This window comes from Acidobacteriota bacterium (assembly GCA_040752915.1).
Taxonomy (GTDB): domain Bacteria; phylum Acidobacteriota; class UBA4820; order UBA4820; family DSQY01; genus JBFLVU01.
Window position 1 is genome coordinate 1 of sequence record JBFMHB010000011.1, and the last position, 24,215, is coordinate 24,215.

The window sequence follows — 24,215 nt, forward strand, 5'->3', positions numbered from 1 at the left end:
CTTGCATGTGTTAAGCACGCCGCCAGCGTTCGTTCTGAGCCAGGATCAAACTCTCCAGTTGATTTTGGAGGTTTGAATAGGTTCGGATTCGGTCGTGGACTGTTTTATGGTCCGCACGATCTCGCGTCTTCTGCCACCTAGTTTTCAAAGAGCCGCGCCAAGTCCCCGCGTTGGGGCCGGCAATTTTATAATTTAGCAACTTTTGCCCGGCTTGTCAACCCCTCGAACCTTCCGGCGGGGATTGTCGCCATCGGCCGCCCGTTGCCCACTTCCGGCCGACGAATAGAGATTGTATTCCAAACTCGCTCCCGTGTCAAGAGCCCTTGGCCCCTCGGATCGGTGGCTTGCCTCGAGCGCTCCGATCCGGCCGATCTCGGACTCACTTGACTTGGCCCGGATGGGGAGATGTTGAATCCGGTTCCTTGACGCGGACGGAAGCCGGTTCCTATATTGGAACCTGAAGGAGGGGGCGCCGGACATGCTCCAGAAGGTCGTCATCCACGGTCTCGTCCTCGATCCCATCACCCAGTGGCCCATCCTCGTCCTCAAGGAAGAGGCGGCCAGCCGGCTGGTTCCCATCTGGATCGGGACCTCGGAGGCCAACGCCATCGCCCTGGAACTGGAATCCATCAAGGTCCCCCGCCCCATGACCCACGACCTGCTCTGCGGCATCCTGGAAAAGGTGCACGCCCCGATCAAGGAGGTGAGGATCACGGACGTGCGGGACAACACCTATTTCGCCGACCTCGTCCTCAGCCCTTCGGCGGGCGAACTTCACGTGGACGCCCGACCTTCGGACGCCATCGCCCTCGCCCTGCGGGCGCACGTACCGATCTTCGTAGAGGAATCCATCTTCGAGAAGTGTTACGAGCTAGAGGACAACACGGAAGCCCTCCGCCAGTGGCTCGAAAAACTTTCTCCGGAGGAGATGGGCCGCTTCGAGATGTGATCACTCCGCCAGAACGGAGGTTGGGGATGGGATCGGTGGGTCCGGAGTCGCCGGCAGCTCTGGTTTGCGCCATCCTCTATAAAGAAGACTCCTTTCGGGACCAGGCCCTCGAGGGGCTCAAGGAGGATTTCGGGCCCGTCGCCCGGGTGCAGTCCCCATTTCCCTTCGATTTCACCTCCTACTACCATAAAGAGATGGGCGCGCCCCTCTTCAAGCAGATCGCCGTTTTCGAGGAGCTCGCGCCCCAGGGGTTCCTGGCGGAGATCAAGCACCTGACGAACCGGCGGGAGGAAAACCTCTCCCGCTTCGGCGCTCGGACGGTCAACCTGGATCCCGGACTGCTCCTGCCCTCCCGGCTCGTTCTGGCTTCCACCAAGGACCGAGCCCACCGGATCTACCTGTCCGGTGGGATTTATGGGGAGGTGACCCTCCTCTACCACGAGGACGCCTTCACCCCCCTTCCCTGGACCTATGCCGATTACCGCCTCCCGTCCACCCTGACCTTCCTTCGCGAGGTCCGGGAGTGGTACCTTGGCCGCACGAAACGTCTGAAGGAAGCGGAGGGGTGACATGGCGTTCATGGGTGGATCCGCTCTCGCGATGGCCTCGTCCCTCATGGAGGGATACCTTCTGCCCTCGCCGACGAACCTCAAGCGCCTCACCGTGGAGGAACTTCGGGCGCTCCAGTTCGAGGTGGAGAGGCTCTTGAGGGACCAGAGGGGAATCGTCCCCGACCAGTCCGACACCCTGGCCCTCCAGAAGCGAAACCAGCGCATCCTGAAGCTCTCCCAGTCCCAAACCGTACTCGGCAACTTCCTTTCCTTGAAGACCAAAGGTCGGGTCTGACCGCCTTCACGGGCGACCGTGGGAAATGCCCCACGGGCCTCTCGTGTCCATAGATGGACGTCCAGGCCGCGGACGGAGGTCGAACCATGGATGGAGATGCGATCCAGAGATTTCTTGGTGTTCAGAGAGAAGAACCTTAGCGGAATGCTGTGGGAAAAATGCCCCTTCATAGATACCACCATGGTTTAAGGCTGGCAGACCACGGTGCACCGAGGTATATTCCCGTTCGACTGGGAATCAGGGGGTAATGCCATGGACGCAGATTTGAGGATCTTTCGCCGCCCGCGCTGACCGCCCGGCGCCCGGAGAGTCGTGAACTCTCGAGGGTACCGGAGCGGAGTTCCGCTCCGGGGACGATCGCCGTGGAGTCCCATGGCCGATGGTTCCCCAGATCGAACTTCCTCCAGACGAACTTGAAGCTGAATCGAGTAGGAGAGGGTATGAAATCCAAGTGCCTGACGCTGGTACTCGCCGTGGCACTGGGGTGCGTGGGGGCGTGGGCGGCCGATCCGGGCGCGTGCGTGGCCTGCCACGAGGGAATCGCCATGGGCGCCCTCGGACAGTCGCACATGCGGCTGGAGCCCTTCGAAGTGATGGGCCATTCGGTCGGCTGCCTGGGCTGCCACGACGCGGGCAAGGCGGACGCCCACGTGGACTCCGGCGACGTCGAGGCCATCCGCGCCTTCGGCAAGGACGAGGCGGTGGACAACGCCGCGTGCATGTCCTGCCATGCCGCCAAAGGGATGGGCGAATGGCCCGCCTCGCGCCATGCGGGTGAGGACCTGGCCTGCACCACGTGCCACCAGGTCCACAAGGCCTCCCGTCCCCAGGACGCCTGCGCTGGCTGCCATGCATCCGTGGCCGCCAGCTTCCGCCTCCCGTCGCGCCACCCCGTCGAATCCGGCAAGATGTCCTGTGCGAGCTGCCACGACGTCCACGCCTCCACCGAGGGCGCCTTGAAGGTGAAGACCCGCAAGAACGACCTGTGCCTGAGCTGCCACCCTGCCCAGGAAGGTCCCTTCATCTTCGAGCACTCCCCCGTGAACGAAGACTGCAACCTCTGCCACTCCCCTCATGGGGCCGTGGCCAACAACCTTCTCGTGGCCAACGAGCCCGCCCTGTGCCTCCAGTGCCACGAGTTCCATTTCCAGGCCAACCACGAGGGCCAGCCCTCGGGACCGCAGACCGTCGGCGGCCGGGTCTTCCGCAACCCGTACGGGGAGTACGGCATGAACCGGGCCATGACCACCAAGTGCACCACCTGCCATCCGCGCGTCCACGGCAGCGACCTGCCGTCCCAGGGCGTCCCCACCAGCGGATGGGGACTCACGCGGTAGAGGGAGGGAAGACGCCATGAGAACCTTGACCCTCTTCGCCCTCGCCTCCGTCCTGATCCTCCTTCCTTGGGCCGCGGCCCGGGCCGAGGAGGCTCCGCCCGCTGGATCCGGCTCTTATGTAGCCGTGGGCGCGTGGCACTCCGAGGACAGCGGGAACCAGGAACAGGTGAGCGAGTATTCCCCCATCGGATCGGGCCCCGAGTTCGACCTCAGGCTGGTCAACGCGGCTCCCGGCTCTCACTTCCTGCTCTCCGCCCACACGGTAGGTGGAAACACGCAGGACATGACCCTGACCTTTGACGTTCAGCGAATGCTCAGGAGCCGCACGGAGTACACCAAGTTTGTCCATCGGCTACCCCACGATCCGCTCTCTTACATGAACGCCGTGGCCTCCCCAAAGGTGCTCCAGGGCACGGACCTGAGCCCCAACGACGAATACAAGATCAACTACTCGCTTCTGGAAAGCCGCCTCGAATTCCAACACCCGGACATCCCCCGGCTCACGCTGGGTCTGCTGGTCCGCGACCAGCACCGGGACGGTACCCATCAGTCCCTGTCCCTCGGCCACTGCTTCGGGTGCCACGTGACGGGTCAGACTCGCGGCGTGGACGAGCACACCTACGACCTCGGATTCAAGGCCGAGATGAACCTCACCAAGGCCGTGGTGGCCCTCAGCTATACCGAGCGGTCCCTGGCCCAGGGCGTGGACAGCGCCTTCCTGCTCTATCCCCGCGCCAGACATCCCGTGCTCCGCACGGACATCTTTTCCAATAGGGTCCAGTACGACGCCCGGAGTGGGATCCTGCCCTCGGACCTCCAGCCCGAGTTGGACAAGCGGACGACCAAACTCGACGTGACGGTCCCCAGCGCCTACGGCTTCGCCCTGGACGCCGGCGGCGTCTGGTCCACCACGGAGAACCGCCGAACCGACATCTCCTACGACTACGAAGGGTATCGGCTCTCCACGGCCCGGCGCTTCGGGGGACACAAGAAGTGGTCCTTCCGCTGGCGCAGCAACTACTACACCCTCGACAGCGACCCCTACTTCATCGACACGGCGGAGCCCGTGGCCGCCGCGGGTCCCCACGTCGGGCGGACTTACCGGGACGTGTACGGAGTCAATCCCGACTACTGGCGCTACTCCTCCATGGATCGAAGGGTCTACGACTCCAACCTGAACCTCGGGTACCGCTTCGGCAAGAAGGCGGGAAGCCTCGATCTCGAGTGGCTTTACCGAATCGAGGACCGGGACACCTTTACGGTGCTCGGCGATTCGACGAAGACCACGACGAACCGGTACCGCCTCACCTACCGGGCAAAGCCCTGGAAGGGAGGACAGGTCCGCGGCACCTTCGAGCGCCTCGAGGCCAACCACACATACGGGAACCCCAACGGGACCTGCACGACCTACGAGGCCCCTGGCAACCCGAGCGCCTTCGCGGCGACCCAGTACTACCAGTGGCGAGCGGCCCGCGTGTCGGATCCCTCCATGTCCCCCGAGACTCAGGACCGCTACAGCCTGTTCCTCTCCCACAACTTCGGGACCAAGGCCTCCCTGACCGCCGCCACCCGCTGGAGTTCGGCGGACAACCGCGAGGGCGACAACACCGACTGGTCCCGCGATCAGATGGCTGCGGATCTCACCTTCTGGCACGCGCCCCTCCCGAAGCTGGAGTGGTTTGCGAACGTGGCGATTCAGCGCGTCAAGTCGGACTTCCCGACCTGCATCGCGCTGATGGATGGGTGAGCGGCGGGGGCCACTGGGGGCCTGTATGGCTCCGCGCGGAACCTGCTGCACTACGAGACCCGCAACACCTCCTACTCGGCCGGCCTCACCTACAAGCCCATCGAGGAGCTGGCCCTCAATCTCGAGTACGTCTACTCCGATTCGGACGGGGGCCTGGACCTCTTCGAACTCCTTCAGCCCTCCGACTTCAACATCCCGGGGATCCACTTCCTGCCGATGACCCGCGTCTACTCCTACTCCGACCTGGACATGTCCCAGGCCTGGCTTCGCTTCGGGGCCCGCTACACCTTCACCGACGCCTGGTGGCTCCAGGCCCGTTATGAATACGGCGACTACTCGGACAACGATCCTTACCTTTACGACAAGGCCGGACGGTCGCACTTCTACAGCTTGATGGTGGGCCACTCCTTCTAGGACGGCCCGCGAATTCCCCTCCTCGGCCCCGCCTTCGGGCGGGGCTTTCTTTTTGGGCTCCGCTTGGGAGTTTCCGCGCCCGGTGGGGTGGGGCCGGCCTGCCGAGCGCTCGCCGCGCCTGGCCTCGGGCGGAAGGCGCCGGGGAGGGATTCCAGGGCGGGCCCTGGAGGGGAGATCCGTCAGGGAACGAGGAAGAGCCGATCGAGGAGGAGCCGGGGATTCACGTTGTGCGCGAGCTGTGCGGGGGCCTGGGCCAGACGCTCGGCCAGTTCGTCCAGGCCCGCCGCGCCCCGGGCGGCCACCGCGGCCCTCAAATGCGCGGCGACATCGCGATGACGGAGGGGCTCTCCACCCGACGCGATTCGCGCGGCGTCCCGCACGAGCCCGACGGCCATGGACACGACTTCACGGGGGTTTTCCTTCGCCAGGGTTTCGAGGATGGGGTGAAGGGACGGGTACGAAGACAGGTTCAGCCCCTCGGAAAGGAGACGGAGGACGACCTCCCTCCGGGCCGCTCCCTCCCCTCCCTGCAAGGCCAGAAGCTGGCCGGGGGACCCTCCGGCGGCGGCCAGGGCCGGCTCCTCGATCCCCTCCAGGCCCGCCCTTTCGCAGAAGGCGCGCATTTCCCCGGGATCGAGGGAGGAGAAGACCACCTCGTGGCATCTCGATCGAACCGTGGGGAGCAAGCTGGACAGATTTGACGCGATCAGGAAGAACTGGGCGTAAGAGGGGGGCTCCTCGAGCGACCGGAGCAGGGCGTTCTGGGCGTTGGCGTTGAGGGCCTCGGCGGGATCGATGAGAAAGACGAGCCGCCTCCCTTCGTACGGGGGCAGGGCCAGGGGCTGGAGCACCTGGGTCCTCACTTGCTCCACGACAATCTGCGTCCGCGCTTTGCCCGAGCCTTCCACGAGCTCCAACCCGACCTCGCGCACGTCCGGGTGGATGCCCCGGGACACCTTCCGGCAGGGAAGGCACTCTCCGCAGGGTCCCTGGTTCCCCTTCTCGCAGAGGAGGCCCGCCGCGGTCATCATGGCCGCCGTCGCCTTCCCGACACCCCGCGGACCGGAGAAAAGCAGAACTTGTGGAAGGACGCCCTTCTGGAGAGCCTTCCGGAGGAAGCGGAGGGCGGCGGCCTGCCCCACGAGGCCCTCGAAGCGGACCTCCAGGTTTCGGCGGACGACCTGGGGCTCCTCTTGCCTCTCCCTTTTGCGCGCCATGGTTACCCCCTGGACCCGGGCGCCCTTCCGGGGGCGCACCGGGAACTTCCCCGACGGCACTCCCGGCTTTCCCCGTCCGGACGCCGGCTAGCCCTGGCGGAGGGCCGCGATGCTGGATTGCTGGGCGACCCGCCCGGCGAGGTCCCGGAAGGCGCGCGCCACCGGGGAGTCCGGCGAGCCGATGACCACGGGAGTGCCGCCGTCTCCCGCCTCGCGCACGCTCGGGTCCAGGGGAACCTCCCCGAGGAAGGGCACGCCCATCTCCCGGGCGCAGCGTTCTCCTCCTCCGCGGGAGAAGATGTCCGACACACCCTGGCAGTGCGGGCACACGAACCACGACATGTTCTCCACGATCCCCAGCACGGGCACCTGGACCTTCTGGAACATGGCGAGGCCCTTTCGAGCGTCGATGAGGGCCACCTCGTTGGGCGTGGTGACGATGACCGCGCCGGTGAGCGGAACCTTCTGCGTCAGCGTCAGTTGCGCGTCCCCGGTGCCCGGCGGAAGGTCCACGACCATGTAGTCCAGCTCCGGCCAGGCCACGTCCTTGAGGAGTTGTTCGAGGGCCTTCATCACCATGGGGCCCCTCCAGATCACGGGCATGTCGGGGTCCAGGAGGAAGCCGAGGGACATGACGTGCATGCCGTGGGCGAAGATCGGGAGCATCTTCTCCTGGGCCTCGTCCACCTTGGGCTTCTCCGTGACTCCGAGCATGATTCCCATGGAGGGCCCGTAAATGTCCGCGTCCAGGAGCCCCACCTTGGCTCCCGTCAGGGCCAGCGCAGCGGCGAGGTTCGAAGCCACCGTGGACTTGCCCACCCCGCCCTTTCCCGAGGCCACGGCGAGGGTGTTCTTCACCTGGGGAAGGAGGTTCTCGATGAGCGGCCCCGTGGTCCCGGCGGCAACCTTGGCGTCCATGGTGACGGCCACCTCCGTCACCCCGGGGATGGCCCGGACCGCCTCCTCGGCCTGCTGTCGGAACCTCTCCCGCACCGGGCAGGCCGGCGTCGTGAGCACGATCCGGAAGGAGGCGCGCCCTCCTTCCACCTTGAGGTCGTGGACGAATCCGAGTTCAACGATGTCCTTGTTGAAATCCGGGTCCACGACGGCCCGGAGGGCATCGAGGATTTGCTGTTCCGTCACAGCCATGGTGTCTGCTCCACGTGAAGGGCGTCCCGGCGGGCCGGCACCTCCGTGCCCGCCCTGGAACCGGTCGCCCGATGGGTTGCGTTGGGTTCCTCCACGGGCCTCAATCCAGCGACCGCGTCGTGCTCCCCACGATTTTCTGGGCCATGGCGCGGGCCCGGTCGTACTCGCCCCTCACCAGCAGGGACAGGAGTTCCGGGTTGGCCAGTTGGGCGGCCACCTTCCGACGGAATCCCTCCTCGCCCTCTCCGGCCAGGATCCACTGCCGGATTTCTCCGGCGAGCCGCAGGAACGAACCCGCGAAGGACTCGTGGGCCCTCAGGAAATCCTCGGCGAGGTCCTTCTCCCAGCCCTTCAGGCCGCCCGAAGACCACGCCGCGAAGGAAAGGACCTCGCCCGGCACCCACATGGGCAGGGCCAGGCTCGACCCCTTCGGGTCCGCCTCGTCCCAGAAGGGGATGCCCGCCCCCTTCAGGTCGGACAAGGCCTGTTCCCGCCAGTCCGGCGGGCAGGTCGCTCCCAGCAGGACCAGGGACGACTGGCGGAGCCCCGGACCGGCCGGAGGATAGTTCACGACCTGGGCCCCGGGAAGGCCGGCCAGCTGGGCCTGACCTGCCGGCTCGTGGACGACCACCGGCCACGAGGCTCGCACCAGCCCCTGGACGGCGGCCCTCAGGTGCGGCCCTCCCCCCAGGGCCCGTGCGGGCCGCCCCGACGGAGCCTCCAACAAGACGGGGATTTTCATGCGGACCCTCCGCGATTCAGATCGTCCAGCTTGGCCACCCGCCGGGCGTGCCGCCCGCCCTCGAAGGGGGTTTCGAGCCACACACGCAGGACTTCCTCGCAGAGCCCCTTGCCCATGAGGCGCCCCGGCAGGCACAGGACGTTGGAGTCGTTGTGCAGGCGGGAGAACCGGGCGAGGTAGAGGTCCGTGCAAAGAACGGCCCGGATCCCCCTGAACCGGTTGGCCGCCATGCTCATCCCCACGCCCGAGCCGCAGACGAGCACGGCCCGGTCGGCCTCGCCCGACAGGACCTTGGCGCACGCCGGTCCGGCGAAGTCGGGATAGTCCACGGAGGCCTCCGAGAAGGCCCCCACGTCCGCGACGTCGTGTCCCGCCTCGGCCAGCCAGCGCCGGACGAACTCCTTCATCTCGTATCCCGCGTGGTCCGCGGCCACCGCGATGCGCATGGGTCGCCTCCCGAGGGGGGAGCATAGCAGAGAACCCGGGGCCGGGGCCAACGAGGAGCAAGAAACGGGGCCCGCCTTTCGGCGGGCCCCTTCTGCCGCGCGGATCATGAGGTGAAGTTACGGGGTGGGCGCGGCAGGGGCGGACGCCGCCGGGACCTGAAGCGTCTCGGGCTGGGGTGCACGGGGTCGGGGTCGGCTCCTGTCTCCGGCGGCGTGGGTCGATCGAAGGGGAAAGATCGGGCAACCATCCGGAGGGACCCATCGCCACGAGGCCCTCCGCGGAAGACTCGGAGACAGGAAAGCGGTCAGTAGGGAAGCCATCCGGACCACCGGGCGGATTCTCTTCATGGCCGAACCTCCTTTCTCCGACCCTCCGCCCAACGCACGGTCCGTGCCAAGTCCCCCTGGCCGGCTTCGAATCCTCTGCGGGAGCCGCCCGGCGCGGGAATGCATGCTTTCTGGTCGGGAGGTCCGCCCCATGCCGCCTTGGCGCGCCGCGCCGTTTCGGCCTGCCGATCGGGCCCGCCGAGGGCCCGCTGCCCCGTTGCACCGGCGGCGCCCACCATGGAGAATGGAAGCGTGGCGAAAAAGGGCGCGGACCGCTCCGTCCGGCCCTGGGCCAAGGAGCGACCATGGGCGATTCTCGCACGGCGGGCGGACGGAAGCGATGGGAAAAGGAGACCCTTGAACCGCACCTCAAGAAGCACCCGGAGCGGGAGGTGGACTTCTCCTCCGTGTCCTCGCTCCCCTTCGACCGCATTTACGGCCCCGAGGATCTGAAGGACCTCGACTACGACCGGGACCTCGGCTGGCCCGGCGAATACCCCTTCACCCGCGGCGTCCAGCCCACCATGTACCGCGGGCGCCTCTGGACCATGCGCATGTTCGCGGGGATGGGAACGGCGGAGGACACGAACGCCCGGTTCAAGTACCTCCTGAGGGAGGGCCAGACGGGCCTCTCCACGGCCTTTGACCTTCCCACCCTCATGGGCCGCGACGGGGACAGCCCCCTCGCCGACGGAGAGGTGGGCAAGGAGGGCGTGGCGGTCTCGACCCTGCGCGACATGGAGATCCTTTTCGACGGGATCCCCCTGGGCGAGGTCTCCACCTCCATGACCATCAACGCCCCCGCCGCCGTCCTCTATGCCATGTACCTCGCGGTGGCCGAAAAGCAGGGCGTCCCCTTCAAGAAGCTCCGGGGCACCATCCAGAACGACATCTTCAAGGAGTACATCGCCCAGAAGGAGTGGATCTACCCGCCGGAGCCGAGCGTCCGCCTCATCGTGGACACCATGGAGTTCTCGGCCCGGGAAGTGCCCCAGTGGAACACGATCTCCATCAGCGGCTACCACATCCGCGAGGCGGGCAGCACGGCGGCGCAGGAGCTGGCCTTCACCCTCGCCGACGGCATCGGCTACGTCCAGGCCGGGATCGCACGGGGCCTGCCGGTGGACGAGTTCGCCCCGCGCCTGAGCTACTTCTTCAACTCCCACAACGATTTCTTCGAGGAGGTGGCCAAACTGCGCGCCGCCCGTCGGATCTGGGCCCGCCAGCTGAAGGAGCGCTTCGGCGCGAAGGACCCCCGCTCGTGGATGCTCCGGACCCACGTCCAGACCGCCGGGTGCTCCCTGACCGCCCAGCAGCCCCTCAACAACATCGTCCGGGTCACGGTGCAGGCCCTCGCCGCCGTTCTCGGCGGGTGCCAGAGCCTTCACACCGATTCCATGGACGAGACCCTCTGCCTGCCGTCCGAGCAGGCCGTCACCGTGGCCCTGAGAACCCAGCAGATCCTCGCCGAGGAGAGCGGCGTCGCCCACACCATCGACCCTCTGGCCGGGTCCTATTTCGTGGAGTCGCTCACGAACGAGATGGAGCGCCAGGCCCTGGCTTACATCGCCAAGATCGACGAGATGGGCGGAATCATCCGGGCCATCGAGCAGGGCTACCCCCAGCGGGAGATCGCCGAGGCCGCGTACCGGTACCAGAAACAGGTGGAAAGCGGGGAGAAGACCATCGTGGGCGTGAACAAGTACGTTTCCGCCGACGAGGTCCCCATCCCTCTTCTCAAGATCCCCCCGGAGGTGGAGGCCCGCCACAAGGCCCGCCTCGCCGAGGTCAAACGGACCCGGGACGGAAAGGCCGTTTCGTCGGCCCTCCGGGACCTCACGGCCAAGGCTCGCACTTCCGAGAACCTCATGCCCGCCCTCCTGGACTGCGCGCGCGCCTACTGCACCCTCGAGGAAACTTGCAACGCCATGAAGGAGGTTTTCGGCGAGTACCGGGAGGAGAGCGTGATCTGATTTCGGATTCGAGATTTCGAAATTCGGATTTCGGAACTCGGGTGTCGGATCTCGAGATTCGTATTTCGGAGCGAGGCCTGGATCTCCTGAATCCGTGTACGAGGAGACAGACATGGAAGCGGCGTTGAGCGTCCTGCTGGGCATCGGGCTGGCGGCGGCCTGCGGCTTCCGCGTCTTCGTGCCGCCCCTCGTCCTCTCCATCGCCGCCCTGTCCGGCCACCTGACCCTCGCCAAGGGCTTCGCGTGGATGGGCACGTGGCCCGCCCTCCTCGCCTTCGCCACGGCCACGGTCCTCGAGGTGGCCGCTTACCACGTCCCTTGGCTGGACCACCTCCTGGACACCGTGGCCTCTCCCGCCGCCGTGGTGGCGGGGACCGCCGTGGCGGCTTCAGCCATGGGAGATTTGGATCCCTTCCTCAAGTGGACCCTCGCCCTCATCGCCGGGGGCGGTGCGGCGGGCCTCGTTCAGGTAGCCACGGTGAAGGGCCGGATCCTCTCGGCCCTGACGACCCTCGGCATCGCCAACCCCCTGGTGGCCACGGTGGAGACCGCCGCCTCCGTCGCCGTGTCCGTCCTGTCGGTCCTGGTGCCCATCCTGGCGGGCCTCCTGCTCCTGGGCACGCTCTCCTTCGCGGCCTGGCTCCTGCTCCGCCGGCGAACCGCCTGATCGCCGCCCCTCCGGGGCCGCAGGTTTCGCACCGCTGGCCGGCCCGCCCGAGCACGGTGTATACTTTTTCCTTGCGAGGTGGTTCATGAGCGAGCGGAAACTGCGTCTCCTGATCGGCAAGGTCGGTCTCGACGGCCACGACCGCGGCGCGAAGATCATCGCCCGGGCCCTGCGCGACGCGGGATACGAGGTGATCTACACGGGCCTCCACCAGACTCCCGAGCAGGTGGTCGCCACGGCCATCCAGGAGGATGTGGACGCCATCGGGCTCTCCATCCTATCCGGCGCCCACAACACCCTTTTTCCCAAGGTCATCCGGCTCCTCAGGGAACAGAACGCGCAGGACGTGGTGGTCTTCGGCGGGGGCATCATTCCGGACGAAGACATCCCCTTCCTCCAGGAATCGGGGGTGGCGAGGCTCTTCACGCCGGGGACCCCCACGACGGAGGTGGTCCGCTTCCTCAAGGAGGAGGTGGAGCCCCGGCGCATGGCCCTGGCCACCTGATTCTCGACCTGCTCCAAACAACACGGCGGGCGCCCCGAAGGGCGCCCGCCGTCTTTTCTCCTGCGCCTGCTCCCTCAGGATTCCCGAAGGCGGTAATGCTCCGGGTGACGCCAAACGTGGGCCGCCCAGGCCAGCCAGGCCAGACCGAAGAGGACGCGAAACAAGGTCCGGATCCACGAATCTGGCCCCGCCGCGTCCAAACCCGCGGCGAGGAGCCAGAACAGCCCGAGGCCCGCGTACACCCCGGCCATGGTCCCCTTTCGGAAGCGTAAGTCGAAAGACCTTTTTGTCCAGAGCAGGCCCAGGGTCACGAGGACCGCCAGGGCGGAGACCCCGAACCCGATTCCCAAAAGCACCTTCGCCGTTCCCGGTTCCATACGGTCCCTCCCCTGCGGGCCGATCTTTCCCCCGCGCCCGGTGCACCGGTCTTCTTGCGGGTTTTCTACGCCGGCGGCCCCGCGCCTGTCAAGAGGACCCCGGCCGCAATCTCCGGCTCGTTTCCCTCGCACGGGAGACGAGCCGGAATCTCACGCCTTGACCACGAGCACGTGCACGGCCTTCACGATCAGCTCCACCCGGTCGCCGGGCCGGAGGTCGAGGTCGCGCACGGATTCCGTGGTCAGGACCGAGGCCATCTCCACGGGCCCCTCGGTCTGGAACTTCGCCAGGGACATGATGTCGTCGCTCTTCACCGATACCACCTTCGCCAGGATCCGGTTCCGCGCTCCCGCTTTCATGGTCCGCCTCCCCTGCGCTCCGCCGTTATCGCGAGGCCGCCCACGCCGCCGCCAGGCTGGCGAGGGCCGTGACGGCCGCTCCCCATGTCATGTCCACCACCGTCACCACCACGGGCCAGCGCGCCACCGTGGCCTGATTGGTCAGGTTGTAGGCCCCGTAGGCCAGGAGCCCCAGGAGGGCCCCCTTGAGAAAGGCCCCCGTCAGGTCCCCTCCCCGCGAGGAGGGGCCGGCGGTGAGGACGGCGATCCCCGCGGGATAAAGGGCGTAGAAGGCCGCCACCGCCCACCAGGTGAGCCTCTCCCCCATCAGGTAGCCGATGTGCTTGACATAGAACGCCCGGGCCACCACCCCCAGCCAGAGACCGTCGAGCAGGAGGAGCACCGCGAGGGCCGAAAGGTAGAGGCGCCAGAAAGGGAAAGACATGGGCGATCTCCTTTTCCCGCGGCCGGGTCCTGCCGTGACCGCGATGCCCGGAGGGTCCGGCGCCGGCGGGTTAACGGCTCTTCTTGGTTGCCAGGACCTCGAAGTCGTCGCTTCGCGGAAGTCTGGCGACCAGATCCTTGAGCGCCTCCGGAGGGGTCGTCCATCGGCGGGCCCCAAGGTCCATCCAGCCTCCCGTGCTCGTCAGGCGGGCCGCCGGCTGTCCGTCCTCCCGAAGGAACTCGTTCCTCAGCCGGAATCGGGACCCGTCGCCGCTGGCGCCCGCCAGGAGGAGCGCCACCGTGAACGGCTCGAGGAGCCTCAACTCCCGAAAGTACTCCACCTCGTCCCGCACGATGACCGGGCCCAGGCGGAGGCGCTCGAACTCGCGCATGGAGAACCCCCCCGCTTCGAAGTAGAGCATCCGCGCGTCGCCCGAGACGTCCAGGTAGGCCGTGTTGCGCATGTGGCCGTTGAAATCCACGTCTGCCCAGCGGACGAAGAACGACCTTTCGATGTTCCCGGCCATCGCGATCCTCCGCCCGTCAGATCCAGCCGAGCACGGCGCCGAAGAGCACGAGGCAGGCCGCGTCGAATCCAAGAATCCCTCCCGTCACCGCCGCCTTTTTCCCGAGGCTCTCCATGTCGTGGACCCAGTAGGAGACGAGGAAGAAGGGCAGATAGCCCACGAGGAAGATGAGCCACGGAGCGCGGGCTCCCCACCAGGGCCAGTCCCACGTGAGGGCTCCTGCGGCGTTGAGGAGCACTTCCACGAAGACGCAGAAGATCGAGTTGGCGACGGCGAAGAACAGGCGGTTGGGCACGCCGAGCACCTTCCACTTCCGATCGGCGGGGAGGAGCTTGGCGAAGGCCACGCCCGCCACGGCGAACATGAAGCAGATCTCGATGTTGAGCCCCACCAGGAGCAGGTAGGCGGTCTTTCCCGGCGCTCCCCAGACGGGGGCCCTGTCGGTGAAGTGAAAGACCAGTCCGTTCCAGATCTCGTTGAACCAGTCCATGCCCCAGTAGGCCAGGCCCGCGAAGAACACGTTCCAGTTCCGGCGCTCGACCTCCGCGGCGTAGACGTACACGACCAGGGCGAAGAGAGCGATCACGTACCACTGGAACTGGCTGGGATCCCTGAGAATGGATGCGGCCTGGGCCGCGGCCTCCGTGTTCATGGTCCCTCCTCCTCCGGAGCGCCCCTCGGGCGCGTCACTCGTCCTTTTCCGCCCGTTCCCGCGCCAGCTCCCGCTGCCATTCTTCCGACCAGGCGGCGTTCGGCCAGAGTTCCAAGCCCCCGACGAAGATGGCCTTGGGGTTCTTCTTGTCCACGCCCGCCACCCGAACGCCGCCCTCCCCCTCCCGGAAGGGAGCGGTGACCGGCCGCTCCTCCTCTTCGTCGATCTCCGATTCGGCGGGAGGCTTCAAGCCCATGGCTTCGAACGCTTCCTCCTCGGTCATCAGGCCGTTGAAGCGCACCCGAAGCGCCACGAGACCATCCTTCCAGAAAACCGCCGTGACGGTGTAGTCCCCGCAGGAAGCGGTCAGGCTGGTTTCGGTCGCCCCAGTCGATTCCTCCACTTCCGCCCCGCATTCCCCCTCCAGAAGCGCCCGCGCCTCCTCCGGCTTGCACCGAGCGAGGTCGGACACGGGAAAGGGCCCGGTGTCGGCGCCGAAGGCCGCCGATGCGCCGATCAGTGCCAGTGCCGCCGCGCCCGTCCAGATTCGCCCCGCCTTCATTTGCATGCCCCCCTCCGCCTCTCTAGCCTTTAGCCCGGCCGCCTCGCCACACACCCAAGGCCGCCCCGATTCCCCTGGACAGGAACACCAGGAAGACGGCGCCCGCCAAGGCAAGCGCCATGAGGGAGCCGGTTCCCGTCTTGGGAGCGAAGGCGTACACGAGAAAGGCCGCGATCAAGGCGAGCCCGAGGCCCAGGAGCGCGTGGCCGATCAAAAAGAAGACCGCGAGGGCAAGCCGCACCCAGGCCGGGGCCGCCTCTCCCTCGGATGCCGTCCTTGACAGACCGAAGAACTCCTTCGGATCCCGCATCGCTTCCTCGTCCCAGCCAGAACCTGTCACCCGCCCCCCATGGTCTCACGCTCGGGGCCTCGAGGCGACCGTCTTCACTTCCCCCGAGCCACCGCGAAGATCCTTCCCTCGGCGATTTCGAAGTCGTAGGGATCGCGCCGTTCGAGACGCTCCACCCGGAACCCTCCTCCTTCCAGCACGCGCGCCATTTCCTCCAGGGTGAATCGGGAGAAGTAGATGGGGACGGGTGCGCCGAGCAGTTCCGGCTCGTACCCCTCCGATGTCCCCTCCTTGACGGCCAGGAGCAGGCGGCCACCCGAAGCCAACGTCCGGCGGAACTCCTGAAGGAGGCGGCGGAGGAAGCGCTTCGGCGTATGGATCAGGGAGTAGTAGGCCACGACGCCGGCGAAGACCGAGGACCCGAAGGGCAGACGGGCAAGGTCTCCCGCCGCCACGGGGATGAGCGGCTGGCACCGTCTGGCCGTTCGGAGGCAGGAAACGGAAAGGTCCACGCCCACCACCGCCAGGCCGCGATTCCTCAGGTAACGGCTCACGTGGCCGCAGGGCCCGCACCCCGCATCCAGAACCCGCCCGCCGACGCCGAAGGACCTGGCGAATTCGTCCAGAAGGTCCCGGTCGTATTCCTTTCCTATGAGTTCGTCGCGGAAGAGCTCGTGGTACCGGTCGGCGACGGCGTCGTAGGCGCTTCGTGTTCGGCCATGGACCGACTCCAGGGAGCCCTCGCCGGTGATTCGAATCTCGTTCATGTCCTCTCGCCCGTCCTTCCGCCGTCCGGTTGCCACTGGAACCGGTTCAGGTCCAACCGGCCGTCCTCTCCGAAGGACACTCCCTCGCACTCCAGGAGGTGCCTCTGAATGGCCCTCAACGTGGGCCCCGAATGGAGGCTGATCCGACCGCCGGCGTTCACCACCCGGTGCCAGGGCACCACCGAATCGTCTGGCAGGACGTGGAGCGCGTAGCCCACCTGACGCGCGCGGCGCGGGATGCCCGCGAGGAGGGCCACTTGGCCGTACGTGGCGACCCTCCCCCGTGGGATCCGCTTCACCACGGAGTAAATTCGCGAATAGGCGTCTCCGACTGTGGGTCCATCCTTCACGGGTCCACCGCCCGAGCACGAGGAATCGAGGCGGTGAAACCTCCGGCCGCATTCCAGGCAAAGGTCCCTCGCCGGTCGGTGGGCTCGGAAGTCCTTTTCGGATCGGCCTGTTTGGAACTTGTCCAGTTCGGTTCGGGATGTGCCTTCGAGTTCACACCTTCCTCCCTTACCACGGTGCTGAAACTCCATTGAAACCTGGATCAAGGCGCTCTCTCTTTTCCACCGAGGCTGTGGAAAGTCCTGTGGAAAGCCCTGTGAATAATTCATGAAGGTCTTGAAATAGAAAGGCGATCGAGCGCTTTGCACGGCCGTTCAGCAAGTGCGCGTTTTAGCATTCTAATTGAATGCAGTTTAACGAAATCGGAGGAAAAATATGGCCGTTTTTGGACCGAACCCGGACCGTCGTACTCTTCCGAACCCCATGTGAAAATCTTCGGGAACACACGGCACCAAAAGGTTTCACTTGAACGATCTCCGTGATCTTGTTGAACTTCCCGGGCGGCGCTCGGGGTCCGCGGACACCCGGGGCCCGGGGCGATCGCCGCCTCTCCGGTGCGGGCTAACGCGCCAGTTCCCCCAAGACCTCCCGAGCGAAGTCCGCATCCTTTTCTTTCACTTGAACCTCCACCGGCCCCACGAGGACGTTGAAGCCGCCCAGCTCTCCCGCCCCGAAGAGGCCCTGCACTCCCTCGTTTCGGACGACGAAGGGCACGCCCGCGTCGGAGAGGAGCGTCTTGGCCAGGCCGAGCCGAAGCGGATCCGCGGCCGTGAGGACCGTCACCAGGATCAGCGGCGCGCCGGGGTCGCGGCCCGAAGGAGGCCCCGCGCCGCACCGGGGGCACTCGCCCAACTCGTCCTCGAAGGGACCGCCGCATTTCGGACAGAACACCGCCTCCTCCTTTCGGGTCAGACTTCCCATTCCATGGACAGGAGCCGCGGGAGAAGGGGCTCCAGAATGCGAAAGGTGGCCCCCCAGAGCTTGTGGGGGCCTATCCGGATGAATGCGAAGCGCCGGGCCTCGGGCCACTCCGGCCACGCGAACCATTCCTCCCCCCGCGCCGACGGGTCCGACAGATCCGTCAGGCGGACCTCGATCACCTCCGACACCTCGGCCGGGTCGGGTCTCCAAGCAGGCGGCGGCACGATGCGCGCGAGGAACGGATGGACGCGGTAACCGCTCACCAGCGTGGTGACCGGAGGCAGGACCGCGAGAAGAGACACGGATTCGGAAGGGAGCCCCACCTCCTCCCACGCTTCGCGGCGGGCGGTTTGAAAGAGGTCTTCGTCGTCGGGCTCCCACCGCCCTCCCGGAAAGGCCAGCTGTCCTCCATGGACGCCGTGCGGGGCGCGCCGGACCAGCACCACTCGCGGCTCCCCGTCGCCGCCCCGGAAGACGGGGACGAGGCAGGAGGCCAGGGCCGGGGACCCAGGCGGCCCGATCTGCTCCTCGCTCACGCCGATTCCTTCTTCGGGGGAAACAGGAGCGAGGCCGCCACGCCCGCCGCCAGGAGGAGAAGCACCGCGCCCAGCAGGTAGAAATTGAAGGCCTTGCCGAGAAACGACTTGAGCCAGGTCGCGCCGAGCATCTTGCCGCCCACGAGAACGAGAACTAGGGCCAGGGAAACCTTGAGGTAGCGGAATCGGTCCATGAGGCCCGCCAGGGCGAAGTAGAGGGACCGCAGTCCCAGAATGGCGAAGACGTTGCTCGTAAAGACGAGGAAGGGGTCGGCCGTGATGGCGAAGATGGCGGGGATGGAGTCCACGGCGAAAATGAGGTCCGTCGTCTCCACGAGGATCAAAGCCAGGGCCAGCGGCGTGAGGAGAAGCGCTCCAGGGCGCGCCGCCGCCACCACCTCGTCCGCCTCCTCCCGTCCACCCGGCAGTTCGGCCTCCCGCGAGGCCGGCGAACCGGCGCGAACGAGGAAGTGCTCACCGTGGTACCTCGCCGTCACGGGGAAGAGCCTCCTCGCGAGCCGGACCATCGGGTTCCGGTTCAGGTCGCCGGCGTGGCTCTTCATCAGCAGCATCTTGAACCCCGTCGCGACGAGGAAGGCGCCGAAGATATAGAGAATCCAGTGGAACTGCGCGATGAGCCTCGCCCCCACGGCGATCATGAGGCCCCGCATGACCAGGGCCCCGAGGATCCCCCAGAAGAGGACGCGGTGCTGATAGAGGGCGGGGACCCCGAAGAAGCCGAAAATCATGGCGATGACGAAGATGTTGTCCACGCTGAGGGACTTTTCGACGATGTACCCCGTCACGTATTTGACCGCCGCCGACGGGCCGTCGTTCACCAGCCCGTCCACGGCGTCCGGCGAGAGGCCCAGCCCGAACCAGTGGCCCTCGTAGCCCATATAGACCAGCCCCGCGAAGGCCAGGCCCAGCGTGATCCAGAGCGCCGACCAGAGGAGGGCCTCGCGGACCGAAACCACGTGCGCGTGGCGGTGGAACACCCCCAGGTCGAGGGCCAGCATGAGGAGCACGAAACCGATGAACCCCGCCCAGATCCCGATCATGCCCGCCGCCCTTTCTTCTCCCTCGATCGGTCGCCGGCCACACGCCGCACCGTGTTCCAGTTGCGCGTCGTGGCCGGCACGCCAAAGACCGACTCGACGAACGCGTTGGGAAACCCGTACATTCCCCTCGGGAGGGGGCGGCTCACGACGAACACGTCCAGGTTTCGCAAGGCCAGGACGTCGAGACCCTCCTTCTCGGAAGAGATGGGAAGGGCGGGCGGACTCCGGGGCGGCTCGGCGAGGAAGGTGACGTACAGCTTGGCCCCCTCCGGGAGGAGCGCCGCCGAAAAGGAGGAATCCGAGAGGAGGTTTCGAATGGCCTCCAGGCTCCGGAAGCAGACGGCGGCCTCCGGCCCGACCAGCCCGCGGACGCCCGCGAGGATCGCGCCTTCCAGCCTGGGGGTCAGGCCCCGGGGTGCCTCGAAAAGGACGTTCCCGCTCTGGATGACCGTCCGCACCTCCTCGCACCCCGCCTCCGTAAAGGCCCGGCACAGGTCCGCCATCCCCACGGATGCGCGGCCTCCCACGTTGACGGCGCGCAGGAACGCGGCGTATCGGCTCACGGCACCGCCTGCGCGCGGCGCACGTGAAGGAACCAGTAGGCGGGCATGACGAAGACGCCCACCGTCACGTTCAGGAGGGACCAGAGGATCTTCCTCCGTTCGGACAGGGACGGGTTCTTCAAGATGTGCACCTCGAAGTAGAGGGTGGTCACCGCCAGGGCCACCAGGGTCACCCCGTTCAAGACAACCAGGAGCGAGAGTTCCGCCACGAGGCGCCAGAGTTCCGCCTCGGTGAGCAGCGCCAGGCGCGCCGGCGCCGTGACCGCGGGCGATCTCCACAGCCACACGGCGAACCCGACGACGAAAAGAGGGCTCCACAGGGAGAGGAGACCCATGACCGCCCGCGTCCGGCGGCCCGGCCTCAAGGGCCGCGCGTCCATGGAGGGCGTCAATCCACGATGAAGAGCCGGGCGCCGGTCTCCGTCCTGGAGCGGTGCGGTTCGTCCCCGTCCGAGGCGGAATAGCCCATGCCCGGGCCGAGCACGAAGGAACGGCCGTCCTGCAATTCCGTCACCAGTTCGCCCTCCAGAACGAGGAGCACATGGCCCTTGGAGCACCAGTGGTCGGCCACGTACCCCGGGGTATACTCCACCATCCGCGTCCGGATGGGGCCGCACTGCACGGTGCGCCAGAAGGCCGTGCCCGGCGCGCCCGGGTGCTCCGTCGGCTCGACGGCGGCCCAGTCCGTGGTCCGAAAGGGGAACCCCTTCATCTCCATTGCCGGCTCCTCTCCCCCGTCCGACACGGCGCCGCGCCGCTACGTCGGGGGCTCCCACAGCTCCACGCGGTTCCCCTCGGGGTCGTAGCACCACCCGAAGCGCCCGAATTCGGACGTTTCCGTCTCCTCCGCCACCCGGACCCCCGAGGCCCGGAGGTCCGCCAGGGCCTCGTCCAAGGATTCCACGATGTAGTTCACCATGAAGGACTGCTCGCGCCGGCCGAAGTAGTCCGTGTCCGCGGGAAAGGCCGACCACACCGTGCACCTCTCCCTCTCCGGCGCCTCGTGGTCCCTCCACCTCAGGACCGCGCACCCATCCGCCGAGACGGGGACGCCCAAGTGGCGCAGGTACCACTCGTTCATCGCCGCCGGATCCTGGACGCGGAAGAACACGCCTCCGATTCCCTTCACGCGCGCCATCACGGCCCTCCTTTCTCTCCCCCTCCGCCTCGCGCGAGAGAGAAGAGGCACTGGCTCGCGGCCCGTGCCGCCAGTTCTCCCGACGGCGTGAGAAGGTCGCACTCGGCGTACCCCGTCCTCCGTCCCCTTCGCACCAGCCGGGCCCGCGCCCTCAGCACCCCCTCGCGCACCGGCGAGAAGAGGTGCACCGACAGGTTCGTGGTCGTGAAGGTCTCCCCTGGGGCCGCCCGCGAGGCGATGGCGGCGCCCATCGTGGCGTCGGCGAGATCGCCGTACACCCCCCCGTGGAGGGTTCCCATGGCGTTGTGCAGGTTCTCGCGCACGGTCAGTTCGGCCTCCGCGACCCCCTCCCCCGCGCTCAGAAGCCGCATGCCCAGCCACGACGCGATGGGCGGAACGGTTTGCCCACTGAGCCAGGCTTCCAGCGGACTCATCATGCGATCGCTCCCCTCGGAGCCCATTCGACTCCTCTCAACCGGGCGGCGCCCCGTCGCCGCGTTCCTCTCGTTTCGCCTTTTCCCGCTCCTCGAGGACGTACCGCTTCCCGGGCTCGAACAGGGCCTGGACCCTGAAAGCCGCATCCCCCACGCGGTCCGCGTGGCCCCGCCGCTTCCGGTAGTAGATCCATCCGCGCTCCTCCATCCTCAGGAGGAACCGGTCCAGGAGGAACAGGAGAGCCGCCGACGCCGAGGCGACTCCAAGCAGGAGGAGGATTGTCCTCATGGGAAGGACGCCCCGCGAATCGCCCTCATCGCCACTGCATGGGCTGGTCCTTGCGCACCCACACGGTGAGCGGCCGGCCCTCCACGGTGATCTCCACGAGCGCCGTGGGAGCCGCCGCGTCGGGCAAGGCGGTGACCTTCCCCACGCTCCAGGAGCCGATGGGCGCCTTCAGGGACTTCTGGCCGAGCCACGCCTCAAACTCCCCCAACGCCACTTCGAGGTCCCCCTGGTTCATGGCGTACGTGCCGTCGAACCACTGGCAGATGGCGGTCTGGTACTCGATGGACTGGTCGTCCTTCGAGAGGCCGCTCAGGACGTTCTCCACCCGGGTCCGGGCCGCGTCCTTCGCCAGCGAGCATCCCGCCAGGCCCGCCGCGAGCGCCAAGGCTCCCAAAAGAATCCACGGACTTCTCCGGTCCTTCATGGCCGATTCCTCCCGGAGCCATTGTAAGGGGTTTCCACGCATGAGGGGGGCGCGCCATCACTTCCTCTGCCAGAGGTCGTCCTTTTCCAGAAGGGAGGGGGGGCCGCCGCCGTCGAGCCAGGCCCTCGCCGCCGGATCTTCGCTCAGGTAGGCGTCCCAGAAGGCCGTCGTCAAGGCCAGGACAACGCGGTGATGGTTGGGGTTCCTCTTTTCCCGGTCTCCCGGGAGGGCCCTGTCCGCGAAGGCGCTGTGTTCCGCGCCGGAGAGCACCAGTTCGTACTTTCCACCCGGGGGAAGCGCGGGGAACACCTTCCGCCGCGAGGCCGCGTCCGCCCCCCCGATCAGCGAATCGTCACGGGTTCCCGTCATCAGGAGCCAGGGGATGGTCACAGAACCGAAGGCCTTTTCTGGGGCCACGCCCAACCGGGGCGCGCTGGGACTCATGAGCACGGCGGCCTGGATCCGTGGGTCCGCGTAGGAGCCGCGCGGGCCAGGGTGGGACTGGCCGCCGAGGGCCTGGGCCGTCACGGCCCCGAAGGAGTGGCCCGCCACGCCCACCCTCCGGAGGTCGAAGCGCCCCCTCAGGGGGTGGCCCTCCGCCCGATTCCACCGCTCCATCTCGTCGAGGACCGCGGTCACGTCCTGCACCCGCAGGAGGAAGTTCTCGGCGCTCGCGGCCCGCTTCATCCGAGTCATCCGCAGAGCCCGCGGCTGGCCCTTCCACACGGCCTCGTCGCTACCTGGATGCTGGAGGAAGACCGCCGCGTAGCCCCGGTCCGCCCAGTGCCGGCCGAGGTAGGCCGACCCTTCGCGAGACCCTCCCAGACCGTGGCTGAAGAGGACGACCGGGGCGGGCGAGGGCGTTTCGGGCAGGTAGATCCTCAGCGGGATCTCCCGATTCCGGCTCCCATCCCGGATCGTGACGTCGCGGACGTCGTCCGCCTTTCTTGAAGGCGCGGCCAGCGGATCGTACGGGGCTGGCTGCGCGAGAACCGGCAGGAGGCCGCCCGCCAGGAGCAGGGCCGGGACCGTCGTCTGGAGCGTTCGCAGGGGATTCATCGCCGTCTCTCCTTCCTCCGTCTCGGACAGGATGCCCGGCGCGGGGGTTTACCCACCTTCGCCGAGGGCCTTCCGAATGGGCTCGGGGTTGACGTAGACCTGCCAGAGGGCCACGCGGTCCCCTCGGACCACCGCCCTCCACGCGGCGGGGACCTTCCAGGGTCTCCCTCGCCCGGATGCTCCGCCGCAGGTCCCCGAGGCCGTCCCCAGCAGAACCACCGTGTCGCCGTCGGAGAAGGTCCGCTCGACGTTCAAGCGATAATCCCGGACCATGTGGAGGAAGCCTTTCCAGGCCTCGGTGACCGCTTCCCTTCCCTCCACGCGCCCTCCATCCGAATCCACGAAGACGTGGTCCTCCGTCATGCAGGCCGATAGCGCGCCCACGTCGGCCCGCTCCACGGCCTCCACGAAGCGCAGGACGATTCCCGCCGTCGCGTTCATGGGTCCATCTCCCTGCACGGCGTTCTCATTCTCACGGCTCCACCGATCCGTCCAGCCACTCCACGAGGCCGGTATCCAGGCGGTACAAGGCCCCCACGACCTGGAGGCCGCGTGCCCGCATGGCCCGCGCGATGCCTTGGGAACCGGTCCGTAAGGCCCGTTGCGCGGCTCGCACGTTTTCGAGGATGGACGCCTCTTCGACCACCTCCCGCGGTTCGCCCGAAAGGGAGGCCGAGACGTGCTCCACGCAGGGCCTTATGCGGTCCAGGATGGCGCGCATGGAATCCTCCCCGGCCCGGGGGACCTCGCCGTCGAGAACGGCGCGGACGGCCCCGCAGCCGGAATGTCCAAGGACCACCACGAGGCGTACGTCGAAGCGCTCCACGGCGAATTCGACGCTCCCCACCTGGGACGGGGCGGCCACGTTCCCCGCCACCCGAACGACGAAAAGGTCCCCGAGACCCTGGTCGAACACGATCTCCGCGGGCACGCGGGAGTCCGAACAACCCAGCACTGCGGCGAAGGGCTCTTGGGCCTCCGCCACGTCCCGGATCCGGTCTCCGTACCTTTCCAGCCACCGTCCGGCCCGCCCTTCGGCGAACCGGAGGTTGCCCTCCCGGAGCCTTTCCAGCGCACGGACCGCGGGGATCATGAACGTGTCCCCTTCTCTCCCGCGAGCGAGGTGATCTCAAACCAGATCATGTCGAAGCCGCGTCCAGACTGGA

At 67.3% G+C, this 24,215-nt stretch carries 35 protein-coding genes and 1 rRNA gene; 9 read left to right on the top strand and 27 right to left on the bottom strand.

What is annotated here, in order from left to right; genetic code table 11:
- Positions 1 to 61 (bottom strand): 16S ribosomal RNA (locus AB1824_03450); the annotation flags it as partial.
- A 417-nt stretch (positions 62 to 478) separates the two neighbouring features.
- On the opposite strand from AB1824_03450, the gene AB1824_03455 reads away from it, so the two are divergent.
- The 6 genes from AB1824_03455 to AB1824_03480 all read left to right on the top strand — a co-directional run bounded on the left by AB1824_03455 (position 479) and on the right by AB1824_03480 (position 5,293).
- Positions 479 to 949, top strand: coding sequence for a bifunctional nuclease family protein (locus AB1824_03455; GenBank protein ID MEW5764011.1), 471 nt, complete (start codon positions 479 to 481; stop codon positions 947 to 949).
- A 26-nt stretch (positions 950 to 975) separates the two neighbouring features.
- Positions 976 to 1,518 (top strand): DUF4416 family protein, encoded by a 543-nt coding sequence (locus tag AB1824_03460; GenBank protein ID MEW5764012.1) that lies wholly within the window; start codon positions 976 to 978, stop codon positions 1,516 to 1,518.
- Between the two features lies 1 nt (position 1,519).
- Positions 1,520 to 1,795, top strand: a complete 276-nt coding sequence (locus AB1824_03465) for a hypothetical protein (protein MEW5764013.1) — start codon at positions 1,520 to 1,522, stop codon at positions 1,793 to 1,795.
- A 440-nt stretch (positions 1,796 to 2,235) separates the two neighbouring features.
- Positions 2,236 to 3,132 (top strand): DmsE family decaheme c-type cytochrome, encoded by an 897-nt coding sequence (locus tag AB1824_03470; GenBank protein ID MEW5764014.1) that lies wholly within the window; start codon positions 2,236 to 2,238, stop codon positions 3,130 to 3,132.
- A 16-nt stretch (positions 3,133 to 3,148) separates the two neighbouring features.
- Positions 3,149 to 4,879 (top strand): GSU2204 family CXXCH-containing (seleno)protein, encoded by a 1,731-nt coding sequence (locus tag AB1824_03475; protein MEW5764015.1) that lies wholly within the window; start codon positions 3,149 to 3,151, stop codon positions 4,877 to 4,879.
- 45 nt (positions 4,880 to 4,924) lie between these two features.
- Positions 4,925 to 5,293 carry an MtrB/PioB family outer membrane beta-barrel protein gene (locus AB1824_03480; protein MEW5764016.1) on the top strand — a complete coding sequence of 123 codons (369 nt, stop codon included), beginning with the start codon at positions 4,925 to 4,927 and terminating at the stop codon, positions 5,291 to 5,293.
- 179 nt (positions 5,294 to 5,472) lie between these two features.
- On the opposite strand, the gene AB1824_03485 is transcribed toward AB1824_03480, so the two are convergent.
- The 4 genes from AB1824_03485 to rpiB all read right to left on the bottom strand — a co-directional run bounded on the left by AB1824_03485 (position 5,473) and on the right by rpiB (position 8,847).
- Positions 5,473 to 6,510 (bottom strand): DNA polymerase III subunit, encoded by a 1,038-nt coding sequence (locus tag AB1824_03485; GenBank protein ID MEW5764017.1) that lies wholly within the window; start codon positions 6,508 to 6,510, stop codon positions 5,473 to 5,475.
- 87 nt (positions 6,511 to 6,597) lie between these two features.
- Positions 6,598 to 7,659 (bottom strand): Mrp/NBP35 family ATP-binding protein, encoded by a 1,062-nt coding sequence (locus AB1824_03490; protein ID MEW5764018.1) that lies wholly within the window; start codon positions 7,657 to 7,659, stop codon positions 6,598 to 6,600.
- A 100-nt stretch (positions 7,660 to 7,759) separates the two neighbouring features.
- Complete coding sequence (locus AB1824_03495; protein ID MEW5764019.1) at positions 7,760 to 8,401, bottom strand: hypothetical protein; 642 nt, start codon at positions 8,399 to 8,401, stop codon at positions 7,760 to 7,762.
- A complete protein-coding gene (rpiB, locus tag AB1824_03500; GenBank protein MEW5764020.1) occupies positions 8,398 to 8,847 on the bottom strand; it encodes a ribose 5-phosphate isomerase B in 450 nt (149 codons plus the stop codon). Before rpiB ends, AB1824_03495 begins: the two co-directional genes overlap by 4 nt.
- A 632-nt stretch (positions 8,848 to 9,479) precedes the next feature.
- Between rpiB and AB1824_03505 the strand changes: the two genes are divergently transcribed.
- The 3 genes from AB1824_03505 to AB1824_03515 all read left to right on the top strand — a co-directional run bounded on the left by AB1824_03505 (position 9,480) and on the right by AB1824_03515 (position 12,319).
- Positions 9,480 to 11,147 carry a methylmalonyl-CoA mutase family protein gene (locus AB1824_03505; protein MEW5764021.1) on the top strand — a complete coding sequence of 556 codons (1,668 nt, stop codon included), beginning with the start codon at positions 9,480 to 9,482 and terminating at the stop codon, positions 11,145 to 11,147.
- 112 nt (positions 11,148 to 11,259) lie between these two features.
- Positions 11,260 to 11,814 (top strand): DUF4126 domain-containing protein, encoded by a 555-nt coding sequence (locus tag AB1824_03510; protein MEW5764022.1) that lies wholly within the window; start codon positions 11,260 to 11,262, stop codon positions 11,812 to 11,814.
- Positions 11,815 to 11,899: 85 nt separating this feature from the next.
- Positions 11,900 to 12,319, top strand: a complete 420-nt coding sequence (locus AB1824_03515; protein MEW5764023.1) for a cobalamin B12-binding domain-containing protein — start codon at positions 11,900 to 11,902, stop codon at positions 12,317 to 12,319.
- Positions 12,320 to 12,393: 74 nt separating this feature from the next.
- Here the strand turns inward: AB1824_03515 and AB1824_03520 are convergent, their stop codons facing one another.
- The 22 genes from AB1824_03520 to AB1824_03625 form a co-directional block, all read right to left on the bottom strand.
- Entirely contained in the window at positions 12,394 to 12,696 is a 303-nt protein-coding gene (locus AB1824_03520; protein MEW5764024.1) for a hypothetical protein, read from the bottom strand.
- A 150-nt stretch (positions 12,697 to 12,846) separates the two neighbouring features.
- Positions 12,847 to 13,056, bottom strand: a complete 210-nt coding sequence (locus tag AB1824_03525; protein ID MEW5764025.1) for a TOBE domain-containing protein — start codon at positions 13,054 to 13,056, stop codon at positions 12,847 to 12,849.
- 25 nt (positions 13,057 to 13,081) lie between these two features.
- Positions 13,082 to 13,480 (bottom strand): DUF2177 family protein, encoded by a 399-nt coding sequence (locus AB1824_03530; GenBank protein MEW5764026.1) that lies wholly within the window; start codon positions 13,478 to 13,480, stop codon positions 13,082 to 13,084.
- A 70-nt stretch (positions 13,481 to 13,550) separates the two neighbouring features.
- Positions 13,551 to 14,006, bottom strand: coding sequence for a thioesterase family protein (locus AB1824_03535; protein MEW5764027.1), 456 nt, complete (start codon positions 14,004 to 14,006; stop codon positions 13,551 to 13,553).
- 16 nt (positions 14,007 to 14,022) lie between these two features.
- Positions 14,023 to 14,658 carry a hypothetical protein gene (locus AB1824_03540; GenBank protein MEW5764028.1) on the bottom strand — a complete coding sequence of 212 codons (636 nt, stop codon included), beginning with the start codon at positions 14,656 to 14,658 and terminating at the stop codon, positions 14,023 to 14,025.
- A gap of 34 nt (positions 14,659 to 14,692) precedes the next feature.
- A complete protein-coding gene (locus AB1824_03545) occupies positions 14,693 to 15,226 on the bottom strand; it encodes a hypothetical protein (protein ID MEW5764029.1) in 534 nt (177 codons plus the stop codon).
- Positions 15,227 to 15,242: 16 nt separating this feature from the next.
- Entirely contained in the window at positions 15,243 to 15,530 is a 288-nt protein-coding gene (locus AB1824_03550) for a hypothetical protein (protein MEW5764030.1), read from the bottom strand.
- Between the two features lie 74 nt (positions 15,531 to 15,604).
- Positions 15,605 to 16,276: a class I SAM-dependent methyltransferase gene (locus tag AB1824_03555; protein ID MEW5764031.1), complete on the bottom strand. Its 672-nt coding sequence runs from the start codon at positions 16,274 to 16,276 to the stop codon at positions 15,605 to 15,607.
- On the bottom strand, positions 16,273 to 16,626 hold the full coding sequence (locus AB1824_03560) for an MGMT family protein (GenBank protein ID MEW5764032.1): 354 nt from the start codon (positions 16,624 to 16,626) through the stop codon (positions 16,273 to 16,275). The genes AB1824_03555 and AB1824_03560 overlap by 4 nt, the downstream gene beginning before the upstream one ends.
- A gap of 559 nt (positions 16,627 to 17,185) precedes the next feature.
- Positions 17,186 to 17,515 carry a DUF2007 domain-containing protein gene (locus AB1824_03565; protein MEW5764033.1) on the bottom strand — a complete coding sequence of 110 codons (330 nt, stop codon included), beginning with the start codon at positions 17,513 to 17,515 and terminating at the stop codon, positions 17,186 to 17,188.
- A gap of 17 nt (positions 17,516 to 17,532) precedes the next feature.
- On the bottom strand, positions 17,533 to 18,081 hold the full coding sequence (locus AB1824_03570) for a CoA pyrophosphatase (GenBank protein MEW5764034.1): 549 nt from the start codon (positions 18,079 to 18,081) through the stop codon (positions 17,533 to 17,535).
- Complete coding sequence (locus AB1824_03575; protein ID MEW5764035.1) at positions 18,078 to 19,142, bottom strand: TerC/Alx family metal homeostasis membrane protein; 1,065 nt, start codon at positions 19,140 to 19,142, stop codon at positions 18,078 to 18,080. Before AB1824_03575 ends, AB1824_03570 begins: the two co-directional genes overlap by 4 nt.
- A complete protein-coding gene (locus tag AB1824_03580; GenBank protein MEW5764036.1) occupies positions 19,139 to 19,705 on the bottom strand; it encodes a DUF1697 domain-containing protein in 567 nt (188 codons plus the stop codon). Before AB1824_03580 ends, AB1824_03575 begins: the two co-directional genes overlap by 4 nt.
- A complete protein-coding gene (locus AB1824_03585; protein ID MEW5764037.1) occupies positions 19,702 to 20,085 on the bottom strand; it encodes a hypothetical protein in 384 nt (127 codons plus the stop codon). Before AB1824_03585 ends, AB1824_03580 begins: the two co-directional genes overlap by 4 nt.
- 8 nt (positions 20,086 to 20,093) lie before the next feature.
- Positions 20,094 to 20,423 (bottom strand): DHCW motif cupin fold protein, encoded by a 330-nt coding sequence (locus tag AB1824_03590; GenBank protein MEW5764038.1) that lies wholly within the window; start codon positions 20,421 to 20,423, stop codon positions 20,094 to 20,096.
- A 39-nt stretch (positions 20,424 to 20,462) separates the two neighbouring features.
- Entirely contained in the window at positions 20,463 to 20,843 is a 381-nt protein-coding gene (locus AB1824_03595; protein MEW5764039.1) for a VOC family protein, read from the bottom strand.
- On the bottom strand, positions 20,843 to 21,280 hold the full coding sequence (locus tag AB1824_03600; GenBank protein ID MEW5764040.1) for a PaaI family thioesterase: 438 nt from the start codon (positions 21,278 to 21,280) through the stop codon (positions 20,843 to 20,845). Before AB1824_03600 ends, AB1824_03595 begins: the two co-directional genes overlap by 1 nt.
- A 34-nt stretch (positions 21,281 to 21,314) precedes the next feature.
- Entirely contained in the window at positions 21,315 to 21,566 is a 252-nt protein-coding gene (locus AB1824_03605; protein ID MEW5764041.1) for a hypothetical protein, read from the bottom strand.
- A gap of 25 nt (positions 21,567 to 21,591) precedes the next feature.
- The gene (locus AB1824_03610; GenBank protein ID MEW5764042.1) at positions 21,592 to 21,990 is read right to left on the bottom strand and encodes a hypothetical protein; all 399 of its coding nucleotides are present in this window, start codon (positions 21,988 to 21,990) and stop codon (positions 21,592 to 21,594) included.
- Between the two features lie 57 nt (positions 21,991 to 22,047).
- Complete coding sequence (locus tag AB1824_03615) at positions 22,048 to 23,049, bottom strand: dienelactone hydrolase (protein MEW5764043.1); 1,002 nt, start codon at positions 23,047 to 23,049, stop codon at positions 22,048 to 22,050.
- A 48-nt stretch (positions 23,050 to 23,097) separates the two neighbouring features.
- Positions 23,098 to 23,490: a nuclear transport factor 2 family protein gene (locus tag AB1824_03620; GenBank protein ID MEW5764044.1), complete on the bottom strand. Its 393-nt coding sequence runs from the start codon at positions 23,488 to 23,490 to the stop codon at positions 23,098 to 23,100.
- Positions 23,491 to 23,521: 31 nt separating this feature from the next.
- Positions 23,522 to 24,142 (bottom strand): carbonic anhydrase, encoded by a 621-nt coding sequence (locus tag AB1824_03625; protein MEW5764045.1) that lies wholly within the window; start codon positions 24,140 to 24,142, stop codon positions 23,522 to 23,524.
- Between the last annotated feature and the right edge of the window lie 73 nt (positions 24,143 to 24,215).